Genomic DNA, 18,918 nt, shown 5'->3' with positions numbered 1-18,918 from the left:
ATCAATGATCTTTTAACTAATTATATAAGCAAATTTTATACGAATCAACAATTATTTTTAATGCAAATCAGGAAAGTGATTATGAAGTTGTGATTTAGGCTTTAGATTTTTGTGATTATTTTCGATTAAATCTCTGATAACTTTTGAGGCCGCCATCAAACCAAATATGGCAGGCATGTATGAAATGGTGCCAACGGTTGACTTTTTGTTTCGTTCCGATTGCGTAGAAATTACTGCAGATTTAGGGACGGGTTCAGGACTGAAGACAACATTGAATCCCTTTTTTATATTAAACTTTGAAAGGCGCTTTCGTACCATACGCGCCAATTTGCAGTGGTATGAACGGCTGATGTCCACAATTTGTATGTTTTCGGGATGGATTTTACCACCTGCCCCCATGGAAGAGATTAACCGATGTTGTTTTTGAATGGCGGTAACAATTAAACAAACCTTAGGATGCAGAGAATCGATAGCGTCCACAACATAGTCAAAGGGTTGGCATAAAAGTGTCTTAAAATCTTCTCCTGTATGAAACTGATTAAGTGTATGAAGAACAATATCGGGGTTAATATCTTTAATTCGTGCAGCCATCACCTCTGTTTTTGCTATTCCTTCCGTTGATTTGAGAGCCGGCAACTGCCGGTTACGATTCGAGGGTGTAACAACGTCGCCATCGAGAAGCGTCAACTCGCCTACTCCGGCTCTTGCAAGCATTTCGGCACACCATGATCCAACCCCACCCAGGCCTGCTACCAATACATGTGATTGTTTGAGTTTTTGAAGATTTTTACTACCTATCAGAAGGTCGGTACGTTCCAGCCAATAATTGTCCATTATTCAATGATATTTCCGAATAATCTTCTAAAGTTGTTTTCAATAATTTCTTCCAGTTCTTGGGTAGAAATTCCTCTTATTTCTGCGGCACGAAGATATAAAGCCGAAATGGATTTATTGGTATGGTCAGTTTCCAAAAAAAAACGGTCGGATGGTATTGCTTTTAATGAATTGGCTGCTTTACTGTCTGAGTAAAATATTCTGGGTCCAAAAGACAAATAAAAATCTTCCTTAATCAGTTGTTCCATCTCCTGTGGAAGACCATTAAAACCGTGAATTATCCAAGGTTGCAAAGGCTTTCTTTTCTTTCTCAGGCTTAATATTTCATTGTTGGCTTTAACGGAATGAATTATTAATGGTTTTTGCGTGGTTTCAGAAATATCAATTTGTTGACAAAAAATCTGTCTCTGAATATCCATTGCGGGTCCTCTAAGCTTATCCAATCCTGCTTCTCCAATAGCGATCACTTGTTGGTTATGGGCTAAAGTTTTGACCTTTTCAATTAAATTAGTCATGTTTGAGTGGAGGATATACCAAGGATGAATACCATAGGATAACCAAATTCCGGGAGGACATTGTTGTAGTGGTTCGGGCGCTACGCAACTAACAATGGCAATTTCCGGTTTGGTATCTGCCGGGGGATAGTGAGTATGAAAATTTATGTATCTCATCCGTATAAAATTTACTTAACTCATTGATCAAATAATTTTCAAGGTTAGTCTTTAGTCATTAGTTGCACCAACTCTCTATGGGCTATTGACAAATCACTAATGACTGTTCATTATGACAAATCACAAAAACTTCTTCTTACTTCTTTCTGTGCACTTTTCTCTATTTTCAAATTTATAAAAAGCTTAAGAGTGCGAGTAAAAAATTACATCTACGAGCATTAGAATTATATTTTGGGTCTAATTTGTTTGAGGAAAGCTCATAAATTAAAATTAATGTCATGGTTTTGTGATAGTAGTCATCAACCCCGACGTTTTAGCATTAATAGAATTATTATACATATCCTCAACAGTAATAGGAGGCAGATAAAAGCTTCCAGGGAATGCTGCATGTACTAATATTACAAATTGTTTGGTACTTCCTGCCGGTAAATTGAAATAAGTTAGAACTCTGTCATCTCTTATATCTTGATAATCCGGCTGGTCGTTACCCGATATGTGTATTCCCTCCAATCTGGAATTACGAATTTCCCATCCCGAGGGAATCATAGTCGTTAAAGCAAGATGAGAGGCATCACCTGCCGATCCTGGATTGGTAACTTTTATTATGTATTTTATATCGGTTCCTTGCTCGATTTGATGAGGATTTAAGGGTTTGTCATCAAGAGTAACAAATCGTCGTTCAATGAAAATGTTCTTTGACCATTCAGTTGTGTCGATATTTGCAGGAGTACCCTGCATTAGTAATGTGATAAAAAGTTCCTTGCTAGAATGGTTGGTAACTTTAACTTCTCCGTTGAGATTAGAACCGATATGAAGGGTGCGTTGTGCCAGTGGTTTGTCTGTCCCTACAGTAATGTTCGCCCCATTATTTAAGGAATATGAGAAGTGAAGAGAGGATTCATATTTGTTATTATCGGAAAATGCCAGAATACTAAGTAGGGACCAGGCCGTAGTTTGAGTACTGTACCATTGTTTTGAACTGAGGGCTTTGCTTATTTCTTGAATTAATGGCAGCGCTACTTCTTTTCTGTTTAGTAAATTGAGCGTATATATTAAAATAGCCTTATCTCTCAAAGAAGACCCGTAGGTATGAGGAATAAGATTGGTTGTGTTAATCATAGGTGTATGGTCCATGATTTTTTCAGCTACTTCAGACATTCCTGCAAGGGCATAGGCACCAGCCAATAACCATCGCGCCTGAGGTATAAGATTTGATTGTTGTTGAAGGCGATTCATGGCAGTAGTTGCAGGTTCACCAGCTAGTGCAAGAGTGAACAGGCGATATGCTTGTATCATTTGTTCAGAAGAATAGCTAGTGGATTCAGGGCGAGGTAACCAGTTGGATGCTCTGTTTTTTTGCCACTTAATCCAGCCATTCATTAAATTTGGTTGAATGGGATAACCTTTTTTTTCGGCTTCAAGCATAAAGTGACCAACGAAACTAGAGCCCCAGTCATCCGATTGTGATTGACCTGGCCAGTAAGAAAAACCGCCATCAGGTGTTTGGTAAGCCTTAAGTTGTTGGAGAACGGAAGCAATGTTATTCTGAACTTCATGACGAAGCGTGTCGCTAAGCTCCGTAATGTTGTTTAGATATAATTGAGGAAATGCACCGGAAACAATTTGTTCTATACATCCATGAGGGTAGGTGACAAGAAAATTTAGACGCTCAGCAATATTTATGGGTGGAATATTAGCAGCTTCCAGCTTAAGTGTGTTGGTACCTTTAATTCCCGGGAGATTGTAAGGAATATGGATTGAAGTACCGGGTTTAATAACAGAAAAAGCTGTTTTTGTTACGCTTGGGTTGGGTAATTTTATTTCCAGTTGTTTGGTTAGATTATCCTGATAGTTGTTACCTGAGGCACTTATCATTAGTTTGGATACTCCTAGCGATGATGTGGTGGATATTTTAAAATAGATGGTTTTTTCGCCGGGTGTATCAAATGATACGGTTTTTTCTGCATTATCTTCAATGGAGAAGTGGTGAGAGCCAGAGAGCGATACGGTCACCTTTTTAATGTTAGTTTCCGATGCAAAAACGGTTACAGGCAACCAGAGTTTTTCATTTGGGCCTAATAATCGGGGCATAGCAGCCCATACCATAAGCGGTTTTTTTACTTTTACAATGGTCTCAGAACTTCCGGTAGCATGGCCATTGGTGCCAATTAGCATCACTCTTACCGAACCGGTATAGGCAGGAACTTTGAACCGATGTTCGTTCTTTTCTCTATTGTTTAGTTGGTAAGGCCCAAAAAATTTGACCATGGGCTCAAATCTTTGAGTAGACAGTTTTCCTTTATCTTCGGACAGTGAAAGGTCGCCTCCGACACTAAAAATTTGTTCTATTTTTCCACCAAAAGCACCAATAACATCGTCAAACAGATCCCAAGTATTTACTCCCAGTGCTTGCCGGGAATTGAAGCGTGTCCAGGGATCAGGGGTGGCATAACCTGTAATGTCGAGTAATCCTTCATCTACGACAGCCAAAACATAAGACATTTCTTTATTTTGGGCTTCGCTAACCTTTATAACTGCTTCCTTTCCGGGTTCCCATGACGAGGGAGTTTGAATGACCGGACTTAAGAGGGTATTGGGATCCTTTACCATAATGGGAATGATGCCGTATAGGCGTAAAGGACGATTGTTAACGGTTTGCCCAAAAGGTTGAATTAAAGTAATGTTGACGTAAATATTGGGCGCCATATCAGGAGTAGCTTCAAAGGTTATTTCAGTTTGTTTAGGTTTGGGATCTACCCACCATGTTCTGAGTATGTTACTACCTGATTCAATGCTCACCAACGCCTTTCCAACATTGCTTGATGGGAAGGTAACAGTTATTTGCTCCCCTACATCATAGGACAACTTATCTGAAGAAATTGCTAATTGAGATGCGCCGTCGCCTTCATGAGCTTCTCTGGCCCATCCCGGCCAATCGACACGTACAGTGGCTGCGGTTGAATGTCCCGATTCCGGGTTTACCATACGAATTAGGTATCTGCCCCAGTCGGGTTTGTTTATGCGAAAATTAAGGTGCCCTTTGCCTTCGTTATCGGTTGTAATTATTCCTTTATCAATGATATGGCTACTATTGGACGAAATGTAACGCCCCAGGTCTTCATCTGTTTTTTCCCACCACCACCGCCAATTTATTTTATAAATAGAGTATTGTACCTTTTGTTGGCCAACAGGTTGACCTTTTGCATTAACAGTAACCACATCAATTTGGTGGTCTTGATCTGTTAATAGAAATCCTCTGTCATCCCCTTTGGGTATGCGAATACCGGTATAGGTTTTATATGGGGAAATAAGTGCTGATTTTGTTCCGATGCTAAATGTTCCGCTTTTTTCAAAAACACGTATGGAGAAATTTCCTTTAATCAATCCTGGTGCGCGGTTAATATGAGGAATTTTATATTGAAAAGAACTTTGTCCTTCTGAGTTAAGTACTCCTTCGAAAATGGTAATTTCCGATTCGTTGATGGAACGGGTTGGATCATCAAAAATAAAGCTTTGATAATTGTTGAAGGAAGTTTTAGCTGGAATAAGATTTAAATGCACGTCTGTTTTGAGGTCTTTGGCAGGTGAACCATGTAACCATTCCGATGATATTTTGAAATTTTCTGTTGAACCAGCATTGAGAATAGCTTCAGGTGTTGTTAACTGTACTTTCAGTCGATTTGGACGGAAAGCTTCAATCCGGATGCTTTTTTCAAAGGTTACTCCTCCAACAAAAATTCGGGCCAACCAAAATCCGGTAGGTGAATCGGGGTTGGTTTTAGTGCGGAATGTATAGAGACGGTTTTCAGGTTGTGATTGTGTTTGCCGATAAACCAATCGTCCTCGAGGATCAGTTAACTCGAGTGTCACAGGGTGACCTTCGGGCAGTGTACCAGGCTCATTTTCAATGGGCATAAATGAGATGAAAAGTGAGTCGCCTGGTCGCCACACACCTCGTTCTCCAAAGATAAATCCTCTTAATCCCTGTTTTACTTGTTCACCGGCAACATCGAAGCGATCCGTAGGAAGTGCCTGACCTTTATCCAGGCGAAGGTAACCTCTTTGTTTGCCTTGTTTGGCTATAAGAAGAAATGGCGTGCCATCGATTTTAACCCAAACTTGTCCGTCTTTTCCTGTCGTTCCGCTTCCTATTTTTACCATTTGCAGATTAAAAATATCAATGTCTACTTTTTCGAGCGGGTGGGCTGTTATTAAGTCGGTAGCAGTAACCAGTAATTGTTGATTAGTTCCGGCTTTGACCAATAACCCTATATTTGATGACAGCACATTGCGTGTTACCCATCGATCACGGGAATAATAAGAATCGGAACAGGGATCATTGCGTTCGTACCAGTTGAAATTTGGACCGTAATAATACGGATATACCGCATAGTAGTTTTCAGCATCATCCCAAAAACCTTCCTCTGGATCAGGCTGCTCGCTGGTATTAGTGATGCCTGAAGATTGATTTGTACACGGTAAAATAGCATCCGTTTTTTCGAAACCTAATTCTACACGATAGATGGCTCCGGGATCAGGCTGAATAAAGCGCGACAAATCCAATGAAAATGTATTCCAGTTCAGAAGGTTTCGGGTAGGATCTGTATCAAGGTTTATTCGTTGTTTATGAACAAGACGTCCTGCTCTTTTAAGTTGGGTTTCCCCGTTTAATCGGTTGACCTGTAGAAAATGACCGATGTTATGTTCATAAATTTTGATAATTCGTACCCTTACTGCTTTTAGACTTACCGCTTTGAAAGGTAAAAACCAACCGTTGGTGCCAGGAAGAATGGTCCCGTCACCAATAATTTCCACTGCGGGCATATCAGTTGTAAATGAAAAAGTGAATTCTGCACTGCCTGGTAACTTTTGACCGGTAAGACTTTTAATGTCTGGTAAAATGACCAGTGTATGCTCTCCGGAAATTTTTTCATCGGGATATAGTTCAACCACATTATTATCAAGACTCCAATCAAGGTCATGATTTGATAATCGGAAAAGTCCTGAAATATTTTGGGCAGGATCAATGGGGTCGCTGAAGGTAACCGTTATAATTTTTCGAGGTGAATTACTTAACTGTGCCGAAAGTATTTTAAAAGTATTGATAGGAGGAATAACTACTGATAATTGTTTGTTTTTCTCCGGTGATAAAGGTCCTTTATTTACAGTAATTATTAATTCTTGTTCTTCTGGGCCGCGTTTTATTCCATTAATTGTTAAGCGATGATTACGTCCATCGATATGCGTCCATTGAGGGGATAATTTTTCCCCGTTAAAGTCAATGTCAATGTTGTCTTCAACCATTTTGTTTTCGGCAATGTCTGCCAAAGTAATTTTAAAAACGGCTTGGTAAGTATTGTAATCGGCGACAGTTTTTGGCCCGATAAATTCAGTGGTAATCCAGGAATTTTGAGGAATGGTTTGAAATGTGAAATAGAAAGATTCCTTTTCATTAGGGAAAAGGCTACGCAAGTTGACCTTGCATTTAAATGACTTTCCCGAAGGAAGTATTTCAAAAGGGTTGAATACAATTGTGCGATTATCGGACCAGGTAGCGGTACCCTTAATTGAGGGAGTAAATGAGATAATTTCGGCGGGCACTTGTTCGCCAGCCGCCGCTGTTGAAACCGGATTGGCAAATTCAATCATTATGGGTGATTTTGCAGAAATCTGTCCCGAAGTGAATGCACTTATTGCCGGATGAAAGGGGGAATGAGAACTATTTTCTTTGTTTTGACAACCCAGGACAAATAAAATTAGAGCAAAATAAATGAATAATTTATTCATAACTTCTGTAAATGATTTCATTTAATAGGGTACTATTTTTATTTTTTTTCAGGTTGTTAAATTAAACAATTAATTTCGTATCCTATAAATGAAACACAAAGTTAACGCAATTTAGTTTTTTAACGGATAAAGCTGAATGTGGATAGGGGAGGCTGTGTTGTGGTTTGCCAACAATAGAATTGTGGTGAAAAATATTCTCGAGGTGTGATTTTTTTTTGTGGATGTGGGGATATGGTTACAATTTGGCAGCATGAGCTGAAAATGCAATAGGTTATTAATTTGACTGAAACTGAAGTATAAAGATAAAATAAAATCAATGTTTACATTGCGTTAAATAAAGCCGGAAGTATCTTTGTTTTTGGTTGAATTAATTATTTTTACGGGGATGATTGTTTCAATAAAGAACAATAAATACTTTTTATCAGTTATTTTTTCATGATTATTTTGCTTGTTAATAGTTAAAGAAAATTTAATACGAATGAAACGAAGAGAGTTTTTAAATGCAGGGTTGTTAGCTGCCTTAGGTGGCACAATGGCATCAGTAGGATGTAGTCCGGTATCATCAACAGGGAAAAAAGGTTTTAAAGGGAAAGCCAAAAACATAATTTTTTTAGTAAGTGATGGAATGAGCAATGGTACCCTTACCATGGCTGATTTACTGTTGCAAAGGAAGGAGGGCAGAGAAAGCAGGTGGATGTCTTTGTATCGTCAAAATAAAGTTAAACATGCCTTGATGGATACAGCCTCGGCCGATTCTTTAGTAACGGATTCGGCTGCTGCCAGTTCATCATGGGGAGGGGGCATCAGAGTTAAGAATGGTTCTCTTAATGTGGGCCCAAACGGTCTGGAGCATAAGCCAATTCTTCAGAAGTTTAAGGAAGCCGGGAAGGCCGTTGGATGTGTTACTACTGTTCCAATTACACATGCCACTCCTGCAGGTTTTTGTGTAAATATGAAGCACCGAAATATGCAGGAAAAAATTGCAGATAAATATTTGGAACTTCAATTTGATGTGATGATGGGTGGCGGAAGAGAATATTTTGATGGCACGAAGAGAGAAGACGGTAGAAATATTTTTGATGATTTTAAGAAACGTGGTTTTAATGTGGTTCAAACCAAAAGTGAAATGGAATTGGTTGAACCGGGGAAACCAACCTTAGGTGTTTTTTCTGAAAGTGGATTGCCTTATACACTTGACCAAAAATCGGATAAGGAGTTGACACAAAAAGTGCCCACACTAGCAGAGATGACCTCTAAAGCTATTGCCTTGATGTCGGAAAATTCCAATGGTTTTGTTCTGCAGGTTGAAGGGGGTAAAGTTGACTGGGCTGCTCATGGGAATGATGCTGGTGCCTTATTGTATGATCAGATAGCTTTTGATGAAGCTGTTGATGTAGCGATTAAGTTTGCTGAAAACAGGGATGACACATTGGTTATCATCACTACTGACCATGGGAACTCTAATCCAGGTCTAATAATGAGTTCTAAGGTAGATGCGAAGTTTGATTTAATGCAAAATTTTAAACATACCAATGAGTGGATACTGACTAATATAAAAAGGAACGATTCACCCGCTGATGTTATAGAACGCATTAATTATGCCCAAGGATATTCTATAACCACTGATGAAGCACAAATATTGTTGAATGAGTATCATTCGCTTGATAATGATGGGCTTTACAATGCGTATAAGTTGCCGTTCCGTCAATTGGCCGAAATTCAGGAAAAATATCTTTCAATTTACTGGTCAGGAATGAATCATTCCGGGGATTTTGTGGAATTGGCCATGTTTGGGGTAGAAACCGAAGCATTACCACCTTTTGTCCGTAACACAGATTTACACAATTATATGTTACAGGCAGCGGGTGTTGATGCTCTGGTTAAGGTTAATACTGTTTCCTGAATTGTAAGGGGATTAAAGAGGTATGCTTCTTAAAATATTTAATAAAATTAGTGGGACCCTCAAATCCGGTTTGGTATGCAATTTCTTTGACGGATAAATTGGGGTGCACAAGAAGTCGTTTTGCTTCCAGGATTATTCGTTCATCAATAAGTCGCTTTGGGGTTTTTAAAAGGATATTTTTTTATTGTTTCATTCACATTTTTATTAGCTAAAAAGACCGTTGATTTTACTGTCAACTTTATCGATGATGGCGCTAAGATTTCCTTTGTCTTTAATAAATTCGTTTTTGTCAACATCAACAATTAACAGGTCTGATTCTTTGAAATCTCGTATCCAGGTTTCGTACCGTTCGTTAAGTCGTTTTAAATAATCAAGACGAATGGATGATTCGTAAGGGCGACCCCTCATTTGAATATGCCGGACCAAGGTTGGTACCGATGCCCGAAGGTATATTAACAGGTCGGGTGGAGCAATTAAACGGCTCATAAGATTGAAAAGTCCGGTATAATTTTCATAATCCCGCGGACTCATCAATCCCATGTCATAAAGGTTCGCGGCAAAGATTACCGAATCTTCGTATATGGTTCGGTCTTGAATTACATTTTTGTTGGATTCTCTAATTTTAATAATGTGAGAAAACCTACTTTTAAGAAAGTATATCTGCAAGTTGAAAGCCCATCGTTTCATGTCATTATAGAAATCGGCCAAATAGGGGTTTTCATCTACTTCTTCATAATGAACTTCCCATCCGTAGTGTTTGGCCAGTAAGCCTGCCAGGGTGGTTTTTCCTGCACCTATGTTTCCGGCAATTGCGATATGCATAAATCTGGTGTTTTAATGGTTAAGCTTGAGTAAATCATCTAAATAGTCCCGATTATTGGATAACCTGGGGACTTTGTTTTGTCCACCTAATTTATTTCTTGATTTCATCCAGTCAAAAAATAATCCTTTCCTGGCAACAACCAAATCGGGAGGACCAAGCGTAATATCTTTGTAACGTTTAGCTTCGTAATCACTGTTGACATTTTGCAGTGTTTTGTCAAGGACCTCTTTGAATTTATCTAATGAGTCGGGTTGTTTTTCGAATTCAATAATCCATTGATGTGCTCCTTTAGTCCCGGCGCTCATATAGAGTGGTCCGGCAGTATAGTCTCTAACAATGGCGCCTGTAGCATCACAGGCTGCATGAAGTGCTTTAATGGCATTGTCGATAATCACTTCTTCTCCAAAAGCGTTAATAAAATGCTTAGTACGTCCAGAAATAATAAATTTGAAGGGATATCTGTGGGTGAATCGTATTGTATCGCCAATTATGTATCTCCATAACCCGCCATTGGTGGAAATGACCAATGCATAGTCCTTATTGAGTTCTACTTCGTCAAGCAATAGGGTTTTGGGATGATCTTGTCCCAATTCGTTTAATGGAATAAATTCATAAAAAACGCCATAATCAAGCATTAGAAGCATTGAAGAAGATGATGGGTCATCCTGTATGCCAAAAAAACCTTCTGAGGCATTATACGTTTCCATGTAATGCATTTGGTCGGAAGGTATAATCTCTTGATATTGCTTTCGGTAAGGCGTGAAGTTGATGCCACCATGAATGAAAAGTTCGAGGTTGGGCCATACTTCAAGCAAATTATTTTTACCTGTTGTTTTTAAAATATGTTTTATCAGCACTAAAAACCAGGAAGGAACACCCGCTAAAGAGGTAACATTTTCTTCAATGGTTATTTGCGTTATTTTTTCCAGTTTTTCTTCCCAGTCTTCCATCAATGCTACATCTTGTCCCGGTGTTTTAAAAAACTGAGTCCAAAAAGGAAGATTTTCAATAAGAATTGCGGAAAGATCACCGTAATAAGAATCATTACTAAAATTGTTGATTTGATGACTTCCGCCTAATGTTAATGTTTTCCCGGAAAAAACACCATTGTCAGGATAATTGTCGTGATAAATTGCGAGAACATCTCTTCCTCCTCGAAAATGGCAAGATTCAAGAGCGTCTTTAGTTACAGGAATAAATTTGCTTTTTGAGGAAGTTGTTCCTGAGGATTTTGCAAACCAGCGTGTTACTCCCGGCCAGAGTACATCTTTTTCGCCTTTTCGCAGTCTTTCCACATAAGGTTCAAAGCTTTCATAACCCTGAACAGGAACTCTTTCCTGAAATTGTTGAATTCGGCGAATGGATGAATAATCGTACTTTTTACCCCACTCCGTGTTTTGAGCTTCTTCAATTAATGAAAAGAAAACCGATTCTTGAACTTCCATAGGCGCCTTTCTGAAAAGATCTATTTGAGATAAGCGCCGGGCATTGAATAATCCAATAATGCTCGAAAATAACGGCATAAAATAGTTTCTTTGTTTTGTATTGTTGTGAATTAATTATCAAAATTTAAGAGAATTCTCTGCAAAAAATCTAGAATAATAAAGAGGCTTTGTTTAAACCCTCTCCAAAAATATGACATTATATTTGTTGTTTTGCATATAAATATAAATAATTTTGCCTTCCCTTGACTTGTAATAGAGTTGCGGATATAAAAAAAGCATAAGATGAGGAATTTGGCAATGGTTATTTTTCAACCCTACTTAAAAAATGGACTTTAAATATTTTTTGTCTCCAACTAAATAATATAATTATGAGTTATTTTGATATAATTACCGGAATTATTTTCATTTGGGCAGGCATTAAGGGGTTGAAAAATGGCTTTGTAAAAGAGTTAGCAGGACTTACAGCTTTAATATTGGGGATAATAATGGCTGTGCAGTTTTCAGATGTTACAAGCGATTTAATTTCCGGCTTTATCAATACACAATATTTGGGTATCATCGCTTTTTTGATCACTTTTGTGGTAGTTGTGGTAATAGTTCATCTGGTGGCAAGTTTGATTCATATGCTGCTGGAGGCTATAGCGCTAGGGTTGATAAATCGAATAATAGGATTGATTTTTGGTGTTCTGAAAGCCGGGTTCATAATAAGTGTCGTATTGCTTGGTTTAAATGCTTTTGGATTAGAAGATAATATTATTACTCCATCGGAGCAGGAACGTTCGAAATTTTATGGTCCGGTTAAAAACGTAGCTCCATTCTTTTTTGAATTGATGAACAAAGATTTGAATGATATACTTAAAGCTGAAGAAGAAGGTCAAACCTTTTTAACGATTTGATGAGGTTTAATTATTGTTTTTAATATTAAAAAAAGAGAACCATAATAATATGAATTTTGTAGAAGAATTACGGTGGAGAGGGATGATTCACGATATCATGCCCGGAACTGAAGAACAATTGGAAAAAGAGATGACCACGGCTTATGTGGGTATTGATCCTACAGCCGATTCGTTACATATAGGTCATTTGGTTGGAGTTATGATGCTCCGGCACCTCCAGGCCTTTGGGCATAGGCCAATTGTGTTGATTGGTGGTGCTACCGGGATGATAGGAGATCCTTCCATGAAATCTCAAGAGCGGAATCTTCTGGATGAAGAAACGCTTCGACATAATCAGGAATGTATAAAAAAACAACTTTCCAAATTTTTGGATTTTAATTCCGAGAAGGAAAACAGTGCCCTTTTAGTGAACAATTATGACTGGATGAAAGACTTTTCATTCCTGGAGTTTATAAGGGACGTTGGTAAGCACATTACCGTCAATTACATGATGGCTAAAGATTCAGTTAAAAAGCGCTTAAGTAATGAGGCCAGAGAGGGGTTATCATTTACTGAATTTACTTATCAATTGGTTCAGGGATATGATTTTTTCCATTTGTATCAGAAATATGGGTGTAAATTACAGATGGGAGGTTCGGATCAGTGGGGAAATATTACTACCGGGACAGAACTTATCCGGCGAAAAGCCGGAGGTGAAGCTTTTGCATTAACATGTCCTCTTATTACCAAAGCCGATGGCGGTAAGTTCGGGAAAACAGAAACCGGAAATGTTTGGCTTGATCCGGAGCGTACCAGTCCTTATGCTTTTTATCAATTCTGGCTTAATACTTCTGATGAAGACGCTGAAAAATATATTAAAATATTTACTCGTATACCTCGTGAAGAGATAGAAGAACTTATAGTTCAGCACAACGAAGCACCGCACCAAAGATTATTACAGAAGCGTTTGGCAGAAGAAGTTACACAATTGGTTCATGGCCAGGATGCACTTCAAATGGCTGTTGATGCATCTCAAATTCTCTTTGGGAAAAATGTAACAGATACATTAAGAAAATTGGATGAAAGAACACTATTATCAGTATTTGAGGGGGTACCTACTTTTAATATCAGCCGCAAAAATCTTGAGCAAGGAATTGGCGTTATAGATTTGGTTGCAGGGGAAACTCCCATTTTCCCATCGAAAGGTGAAGCTCGCCGCACTCTTAAAGGAGGAGGCCTTGGAATAAATAAGGAAAAAGTTCAATCAGAAGATAAAAAGGTTAATTCATCAGATCTTTTGAATGACAAATATTTGCTGGTTCAGAAAGGCAAAAAAAATTATTACTTAGTTATAGTGGAATAATTTACTGGTATGAAACGAGCTTGACAGTGTAAGATTTTCACAACAAGAACTTGCATAAGCTTTAGGTCATGCATGTTTATCCTGACAATAACTTAAGTGAATTTTATGCGAATGAAAGCAGTCTGGAATCATTTTGGGGGATTTGGGAAAATAGTCATGACCATATTGCTGGTAATATCCAGCTTTATGGTTTTTTCTTTTTTAGCTGTGCTTGTAGCTCTGCCTTTTGTAGATAATATTTCTTTACTGAAGGGAAGTAGTATAGATGGATTGATGACTACCGGGATGCTGCGCTATCTTCAGATAGTTCAAAGTATGTCGCTGTTTATTATTCCCTCTTTGTTGGCAGGAAGTTTGTTTTGGGGTCATTTTTCCCGGGGATTAGGCCTATATAAGCCCCAAAGAATAATGCTTATACTTAGCTGTTTGATTATAATTTTTTCTCAACCGTTAGTTAATTATTTAGGCCTTTGGAATAGCACTTTAAAGTTGCCCGATTTTTTGGGAGGATTAGAGAAATGGATGCGTCAATCAGAGGAGAGTGCTGCAGATTTGATTTTCCGATTTTTGGATACCGATCAATTTTATCTTGTTTTGGTTAATGTTTTTATGATAACCATTTTACCAGCTTTAGGTGAGGAAATGTTGTTCAGAGGGGTATTGCAGCCTATATTTAAAGAATGGTTTCGCAATGAACATTTAGCAGTTTTTTTGACAGCTTTTATTTTTAGCGCTATTCACTTACAATTTTTTTCTTTCTTACCGCGTTTCTTCCTCGGTTTGATTCTTGGTTATCTGATGATTTGGGGCAAAAATCTTTGGTATCCCATCGCAGGACACTTTGCCAACAATTTTTTATCATTGATATTGTTCTATTATTATCGATATACACATCCTGAAATAAATCCACTTCAGCCTTTGCCTGATCAAATGACTATTTCCTGGTTGTTCGTTGCTTTTGCATCAGTAGGTATGTTTGTCTTTATTTGGCAATTTTATAGCCATAATTGCAAAATTCGAAGGAATTAACTATAGTTATTGGTTTCCGGAATTAAATTATAGTGGGATTTTAAAAAATCTCATAAGATTTTGATATTGTTCCAAGTTAACAATATCTATGGTTGAAGGACTTTTGGGGGAAGGTAAAATGCTAGAAAGAAGAATTCATGAACTGGATTATTGTTAAATGTTACATTTGATTTCTTAACAACCATTTATTGTGGCCTAAAAATATGTTATAGGACTATAGTTTTATTGTTGTTTTTCAATTCTTTATTGGAATGAATTTAAAGCCGGACATTTATTGGGATTGGGAGATTTTAATTTAAGCTTTTTGTTTTTCCGAGGTTTGTTTGATTCTTGTAAGCTTACTTGCACTTTTATAATTAATTATATTGAAGAATTTTTGATTTGGCTATTAGAAATTGTGCCACTATTTAAATATAATCTTATGTTTTTAATTAGAAAAGTGTAATATTTAAATTTTATAGCGAAGTTATTTCATTAATCAGGCTGATATATGGGAACCGTCATTTATCCATTATTATCAGTCAAATTAATATTTGAAGAACAGTATATTTGTTTATATTTATGGCTTCAATGTATTGTATCTAATCATTTTGCATTTAAAAAAATAGAATTTTCTAAAATATGATTGTAAAAATATTTCTAGAAATTATTTTATTGTCATGGTGATTTAAATTTAAAAGTTTTTTTGAATGAAACAAGCAGTACCACAAAGGTTGTAACAACATGAAGATGTATAAACTTTAGGTAATGTAAGTTTAATCGGACCAATTAATTAAATATATTTTGTTCCGATGTAATAAGCTAAACCAAATGAATATATAAAAAATAGAGTACAGGCAGAAGGGAATTTATTTAGAAATTTCTATTGTAGTTAAAAAATTGCAGAAGAGGATATAACACAATTTGCAGTAAAATAAGTTTAATTTCATTCGTATAGAATCTTTTTAACTCATTGGCCGAATGGAACTCGCATGGCTTAAAAAATTTATACATATCCTTTTGTGGCAAAAAGTCGCCATGCTCGTTTCATCCGTATAAAATTTATCTAAGTTATTGGTTGGATGGAACTCGCATGGCTTAATAAAATTTATAAATGCCCTTTTGTGGCAAAAGTTGCCATGCTCGTTTCATTCGGTAAAAAAACTGTAATTCTATTAATTTATTCAAGTAAGTTTTAAAGGAGAAATTTTAAAAGGTTAATGAAATTTCTAGGCGTGTTCCTGGCTTTATTATATTTTGCAGAATAATAGGACAATTAGCATTAAATTCAATTAAAAAAATAATCATGTTTAAGGGGATAGCAGATCAGATAAAAGAAGCTCAAAAAGAGATAATTAAGCAAGAGACGCTTCAGAACTATTTTGAGATGCTGACAAATTTCCGGAAAGAAAAGGTCAGAAAAGAGAGAAAAACCAATACAGCATTTACCAAACAATTACTGCCTCATTTATCTTCTCAAAACCTTGACCAAATACCTGGGTTAAGATCGTTATTTTATGTTGTCCTAGAAAAACAAGATAATGAAAATGATCCTAAGAGGCTAAAATTTCTTGAAACCTATATGTTGCTAAAGTCCTTCCCCAAAAGGATACAGATTTTTGATCAAGAACTGGAAAAAGTTAAGCCTTTGCTTAAATCTAAACGGGAAACGCGGAGCTTACGGGTTCTGGTGAAAAATATCAGGCAGGCTACTATGGATAAGTATTATTTTCAGGAAGTTTCAAGTTTGCTATACCTATCTGAAAAGGCCGGGGAAGTAAATGCGCGTTCACTAACTTTGGAAAAAGCAATTGACATCGGTAAAAAAATTCAACTAGCATTGAATGAAGCTGTGGATTATCTGAAACAAGAAGATAGTTGGGGTTCTTGGGAGTTGTATTTTTCGCGGAAAGTTAAGTTTGATGCTATTCCCCCAAGTGAAATTGACAAAGCTTTTGATGCTATCCCTTACATTGCAAGTTTGATGAATTGCTTTGCTGCTCTTAATGAGCCATTTTTCCCTGCTCGTGATATTTTGATTCTGAAAAAAATGGCGGATGAATTTGTGGAGGGATTGATAAGTGATATGATCCAAGACTGGCTGGTTGAATCTAAAACCAAGAAAATGAGGGCTCGGATAAATCAATCTTTAGGGAATATTAATGTTATGATAAGGATATTAACTTCCATGAGGGAGCAAAATAAAAGTGAAATTACGCTTATGGATGTGGAAGGACAGAACCGCTTGGAATATACCGAAGATTTTGTAAGGAAAAAGCTGTCAGATAAAATATAGTAAGTCAATAAATTTTATTGAAACAAAATCCCGGACATTTTATCTTTGTTAAGACTAATAGATGTCCGGGAATTTGTATATCTTGAAAGAAAATTCATTCTTAGAAGGTCATTATATCTTTTTCTTTCTTTTCCAACATTGAGTCAATTGTTTTAGCGTATTTATCTGTTAATTTTTGGACTTCTTCTTCTGCATTTTTTTCAATATCTTCCGGAAGTCCATTCTTTTTTAATTTTTTAAGTTCTTCATTGGCATCGCGTCGTATGCTTCGGATACTGATACGAGCTTCTTCGCCTTCTTTCTTTACTTGTTTTACAAGGTTTTGCCGTCTTTCTTCGGTTAAAGGCGGAATATTAATCCGGATAACATCACCATTATTGTCGGGGTTAAGACCCAGATTAGCATTCATAATAGCCTTTTCAATTGTGGCAATCATTCCCTTTTCCCAGGGTTGAATAGCTATTGTACGGGGATCAGGAGTATTAATGCTTGCCACTTGATTAAGAGGCGTCATACTGCCGTAATATTCCACTAATACACCTTCCAGCAACCTGGGATCTGCTTTCCCTGCCCGTATTTTTCCAAGTTCCCGGTCGAGATGATTAATGGTTTTTTGCATCTTTTCTTCTGCGCTTTCAATTATAATTTGAACATCATCTTCCATGGCTAAAATCAATTGATTATGGTTTGATTCTGGATTATTTTTGAACAAAAATATAAAACTTTAGTACAATTCGAAACTTGTTTGATAAATAATATATTCTCATTTTATGGCTGTAATTTTTCAGTAAGTTTTTGATTCATGTAGTACAATAATTCAAAATTAGTTATTCAGTCAAACATTTTTTAAGATACTGAAGATTTTTAAAAATAAAATATAACAATTAGTGCGATATGTGAATAAATTAAAGCTATATTTTTTATCAAATCTTTGATTTTATACTACTTTTGTGGTAGAATGAAAAATGAAAATGATTATAGCTTGTTAAATTTAGATATAGAAATTAAAAAAACGATTTGAAATAGTGGTTTTTGAAGTAACCAAATTAGATTAGTTATAAATAAAGAACAATTTCTTTAATTTTCTTGGGTAATAAAGAAAGTAGCTTCTACCTTTGCGGCAATAAACAATGTAAACGGGGTTCAATAATTAGTTAAACAATCGAGATACAAATAAAATTGATAGGTTTATGAGTAGTACACTAGGTTCTTCAATTGGGAAAAAGCTTCTGATGAGTATATCAGGGCTTTTTCTGATTCTGTTCCTTGTAGTTCACCTAACTGTGAACTCTTTTCTGTTGGTCCCCGATGGAGGTGACCTTTTTAATGCCGGCGCTCATTTTATGGCGACCAATCCTGCGGTACGGGTGATTGAGCCTTTGTTGGCGCTGGGTTTTATCATTCACATCCTTTATGGTGTTAAGCTTACGCTTGAGAATCGGCGAGCGCGAGGGCCGGAACGTTATGCTTCGGGTAAAAAGACCCAGGGCGTTTCTTGGGCTTCGCAAAACATGTTGGTGCTTGGTATTACCGTTGCTGCCTTTTTGGTACTTCACATTGCCAATTTTTGGGTAAAAATGAAAATAACAGGCGATCCAAGACTTGAGCATACAACCATTGAAATTGGTGGAGTTCCTACTCAGGTGGAGAATGCCTACGCTTTGGTGAATACTACCTTTAGTTATTTATGGATAGTTGTGGTGTATGTCATTGGGGCTGTTGGGCTGGCTATTCATCTTTCGCATGGATTTTGGTCCGCTTTTCAGACTATTGGTTTTAGCAACCAATTATGGAGAAAAAGATTAACCATTTTAGGTAATATTTTTGCCTGGATTATTGGAGTAGGATTTTCTTCCATTGCCATTCTTCAATACTTATTTTATCAGCCAAACTAAATAAAATACGGAGAGATC

13 protein-coding genes are annotated in these 18,918 nt (G+C 36.9%); 6 read left to right on the top strand and 7 right to left on the bottom strand.

The window, feature by feature from the left end; genetic code table 11:
* Positions 1–57 precede the first annotated feature (57 nt).
* The 3 genes from BM130_RS13075 to BM130_RS13065 all read right to left on the bottom strand — a co-directional run bounded on the left by BM130_RS13075 (position 58) and on the right by BM130_RS13065 (position 7,313).
* Entirely contained in the window at positions 58–834 is a 777-nt protein-coding gene (locus BM130_RS13075; RefSeq protein ID WP_010528777.1) for a tRNA threonylcarbamoyladenosine dehydratase, read from the bottom strand.
* Complete coding sequence (locus tag BM130_RS13070) at positions 834–1,505, bottom strand: TatD family hydrolase (protein ID WP_010528776.1); 672 nt, start codon at positions 1,503–1,505, stop codon at positions 834–836. Before BM130_RS13070 ends, BM130_RS13075 begins: the two co-directional genes overlap by 1 nt.
* A 276-nt stretch (positions 1,506–1,781) precedes the next feature.
* The gene (locus BM130_RS13065) at positions 1,782–7,313 is read right to left on the bottom strand and encodes an alpha-2-macroglobulin family protein (RefSeq protein ID WP_010528775.1); all 5,532 of its coding nucleotides are present in this window, start codon (positions 7,311–7,313) and stop codon (positions 1,782–1,784) included.
* A 457-nt stretch (positions 7,314–7,770) separates the two neighbouring features.
* Here BM130_RS13065 and BM130_RS13060 point away from each other — a divergent pair, with 457 nt between their 5' ends.
* Complete coding sequence (locus BM130_RS13060; protein WP_029626735.1) at positions 7,771–9,195, top strand: alkaline phosphatase; 1,425 nt, start codon at positions 7,771–7,773, stop codon at positions 9,193–9,195.
* Here BM130_RS13060 and BM130_RS15845 read toward each other — a convergent pair.
* The 3 genes from BM130_RS15845 to BM130_RS13045 form a co-directional block, all read right to left on the bottom strand.
* The gene (locus BM130_RS15845) at positions 9,179–9,325 is read right to left on the bottom strand and encodes a helix-turn-helix domain-containing protein (protein ID WP_373419094.1); all 147 of its coding nucleotides are present in this window, start codon (positions 9,323–9,325) and stop codon (positions 9,179–9,181) included. The genes BM130_RS13060 and BM130_RS15845 overlap by 17 nt on opposite strands.
* A 74-nt stretch (positions 9,326–9,399) precedes the next feature.
* Positions 9,400–10,017 carry a deoxynucleoside kinase gene (locus BM130_RS13050; protein WP_010528771.1) on the bottom strand — a complete coding sequence of 206 codons (618 nt, stop codon included), beginning with the start codon at positions 10,015–10,017 and terminating at the stop codon, positions 9,400–9,402.
* Between the two features lie 12 nt (positions 10,018–10,029).
* Positions 10,030–11,541: a GH3 auxin-responsive promoter family protein gene (locus tag BM130_RS13045; RefSeq protein ID WP_010528770.1), complete on the bottom strand. Its 1,512-nt coding sequence runs from the start codon at positions 11,539–11,541 to the stop codon at positions 10,030–10,032.
* A gap of 290 nt (positions 11,542–11,831) precedes the next feature.
* Here BM130_RS13045 and BM130_RS13040 point away from each other — a divergent pair, with 290 nt between their 5' ends.
* The 4 genes from BM130_RS13040 (at position 11,832) to BM130_RS13025 (ending at position 17,005) form a co-directional block, all read left to right on the top strand.
* Entirely contained in the window at positions 11,832–12,359 is a 528-nt protein-coding gene (locus tag BM130_RS13040; protein ID WP_010528769.1) for a CvpA family protein, read from the top strand.
* 49 nt (positions 12,360–12,408) lie between these two features.
* Positions 12,409–13,701, top strand: coding sequence for a tyrosine--tRNA ligase (tyrS, locus tag BM130_RS13035; RefSeq protein ID WP_010528768.1), 1,293 nt, complete (start codon positions 12,409–12,411; stop codon positions 13,699–13,701).
* 111 nt (positions 13,702–13,812) lie between these two features.
* The gene (locus tag BM130_RS13030) at positions 13,813–14,730 is read left to right on the top strand and encodes a CPBP family intramembrane glutamic endopeptidase (protein WP_010528767.1); all 918 of its coding nucleotides are present in this window, start codon (positions 13,813–13,815) and stop codon (positions 14,728–14,730) included.
* A gap of 1,285 nt (positions 14,731–16,015) precedes the next feature.
* Positions 16,016–17,005, top strand: coding sequence for a hypothetical protein (locus tag BM130_RS13025; protein WP_010528766.1), 990 nt, complete (start codon positions 16,016–16,018; stop codon positions 17,003–17,005).
* 100 nt (positions 17,006–17,105) lie between these two features.
* Here the strand turns inward: BM130_RS13025 and frr are convergent, their stop codons facing one another.
* Positions 17,106–17,681, bottom strand: coding sequence for a ribosome recycling factor (frr, locus tag BM130_RS13020; protein WP_237706179.1), 576 nt, complete (start codon positions 17,679–17,681; stop codon positions 17,106–17,108).
* Positions 17,682–18,195: 514 nt separating this feature from the next.
* Here frr and BM130_RS13015 point away from each other — a divergent pair.
* Positions 18,196–18,900: a succinate dehydrogenase cytochrome b subunit gene (locus BM130_RS13015; RefSeq protein WP_010528764.1), complete on the top strand. Its 705-nt coding sequence runs from the start codon at positions 18,196–18,198 to the stop codon at positions 18,898–18,900.
* Positions 18,901–18,918 lie beyond the last annotated feature (18 nt).

It is taken from the genome of Thermophagus xiamenensis (assembly GCF_900112795.1).
In the GTDB taxonomy this organism is placed as follows: Bacteria; Bacteroidota; Bacteroidia; order Bacteroidales; family Marinilabiliaceae; genus Thermophagus; species Thermophagus xiamenensis.
This window is presented reverse-complemented; position numbering and strand designations above follow the sequence as displayed.

What these genes read in the sequence shown, in the direction of transcription:
- BM130_RS13060 (WP_029626735.1), top strand. Translation starts at nt 7,771, where the DNA reads ATGAAACGAAGAGAGTTTTTAAATGCAGGGTTGTTAGCTGCCTTAGGT.
- BM130_RS13015 (WP_010528764.1), top strand. Translation starts at nt 18,196, where the DNA reads ATGAGTAGTACACTAGGTTCTTCAATTGGGAAAAAGCTTCTGATGAGT.
- BM130_RS13025 (WP_010528766.1), top strand. Translation starts at nt 16,016, where the DNA reads ATGTTTAAGGGGATAGCAGATCAGATAAAAGAAGCTCAAAAAGAGATA.
- tyrS (WP_010528768.1), top strand. Translation starts at nt 12,409, where the DNA reads ATGAATTTTGTAGAAGAATTACGGTGGAGAGGGATGATTCACGATATC.
- BM130_RS13040 (WP_010528769.1), top strand. Translation starts at nt 11,832, where the DNA reads ATGAGTTATTTTGATATAATTACCGGAATTATTTTCATTTGGGCAGGC.
- BM130_RS13045 (WP_010528770.1), bottom strand. Translation starts at nt 11,541, where the DNA reads ATGCCGTTATTTTCGAGCATTATTGGATTATTCAATGCCCGGCGCTTA.
- BM130_RS13070 (WP_010528776.1), bottom strand. Translation starts at nt 1,505, where the DNA reads ATGAGATACATAAATTTTCATACTCACTATCCCCCGGCAGATACCAAA.
- BM130_RS13075 (WP_010528777.1), bottom strand. Translation starts at nt 834, where the DNA reads ATGGACAATTATTGGCTGGAACGTACCGACCTTCTGATAGGTAGTAAA.
- BM130_RS13065 (WP_010528775.1), bottom strand. Translation starts at nt 7,313, where the DNA reads ATGAAATCATTTACAGAAGTTATGAATAAATTATTCATTTATTTTGCT.
- BM130_RS13030 (WP_010528767.1), top strand. Translation starts at nt 13,813, where the DNA reads ATGAAAGCAGTCTGGAATCATTTTGGGGGATTTGGGAAAATAGTCATG.
- BM130_RS13050 (WP_010528771.1), bottom strand. Translation starts at nt 10,017, where the DNA reads ATGCATATCGCAATTGCCGGAAACATAGGTGCAGGAAAAACCACCCTG.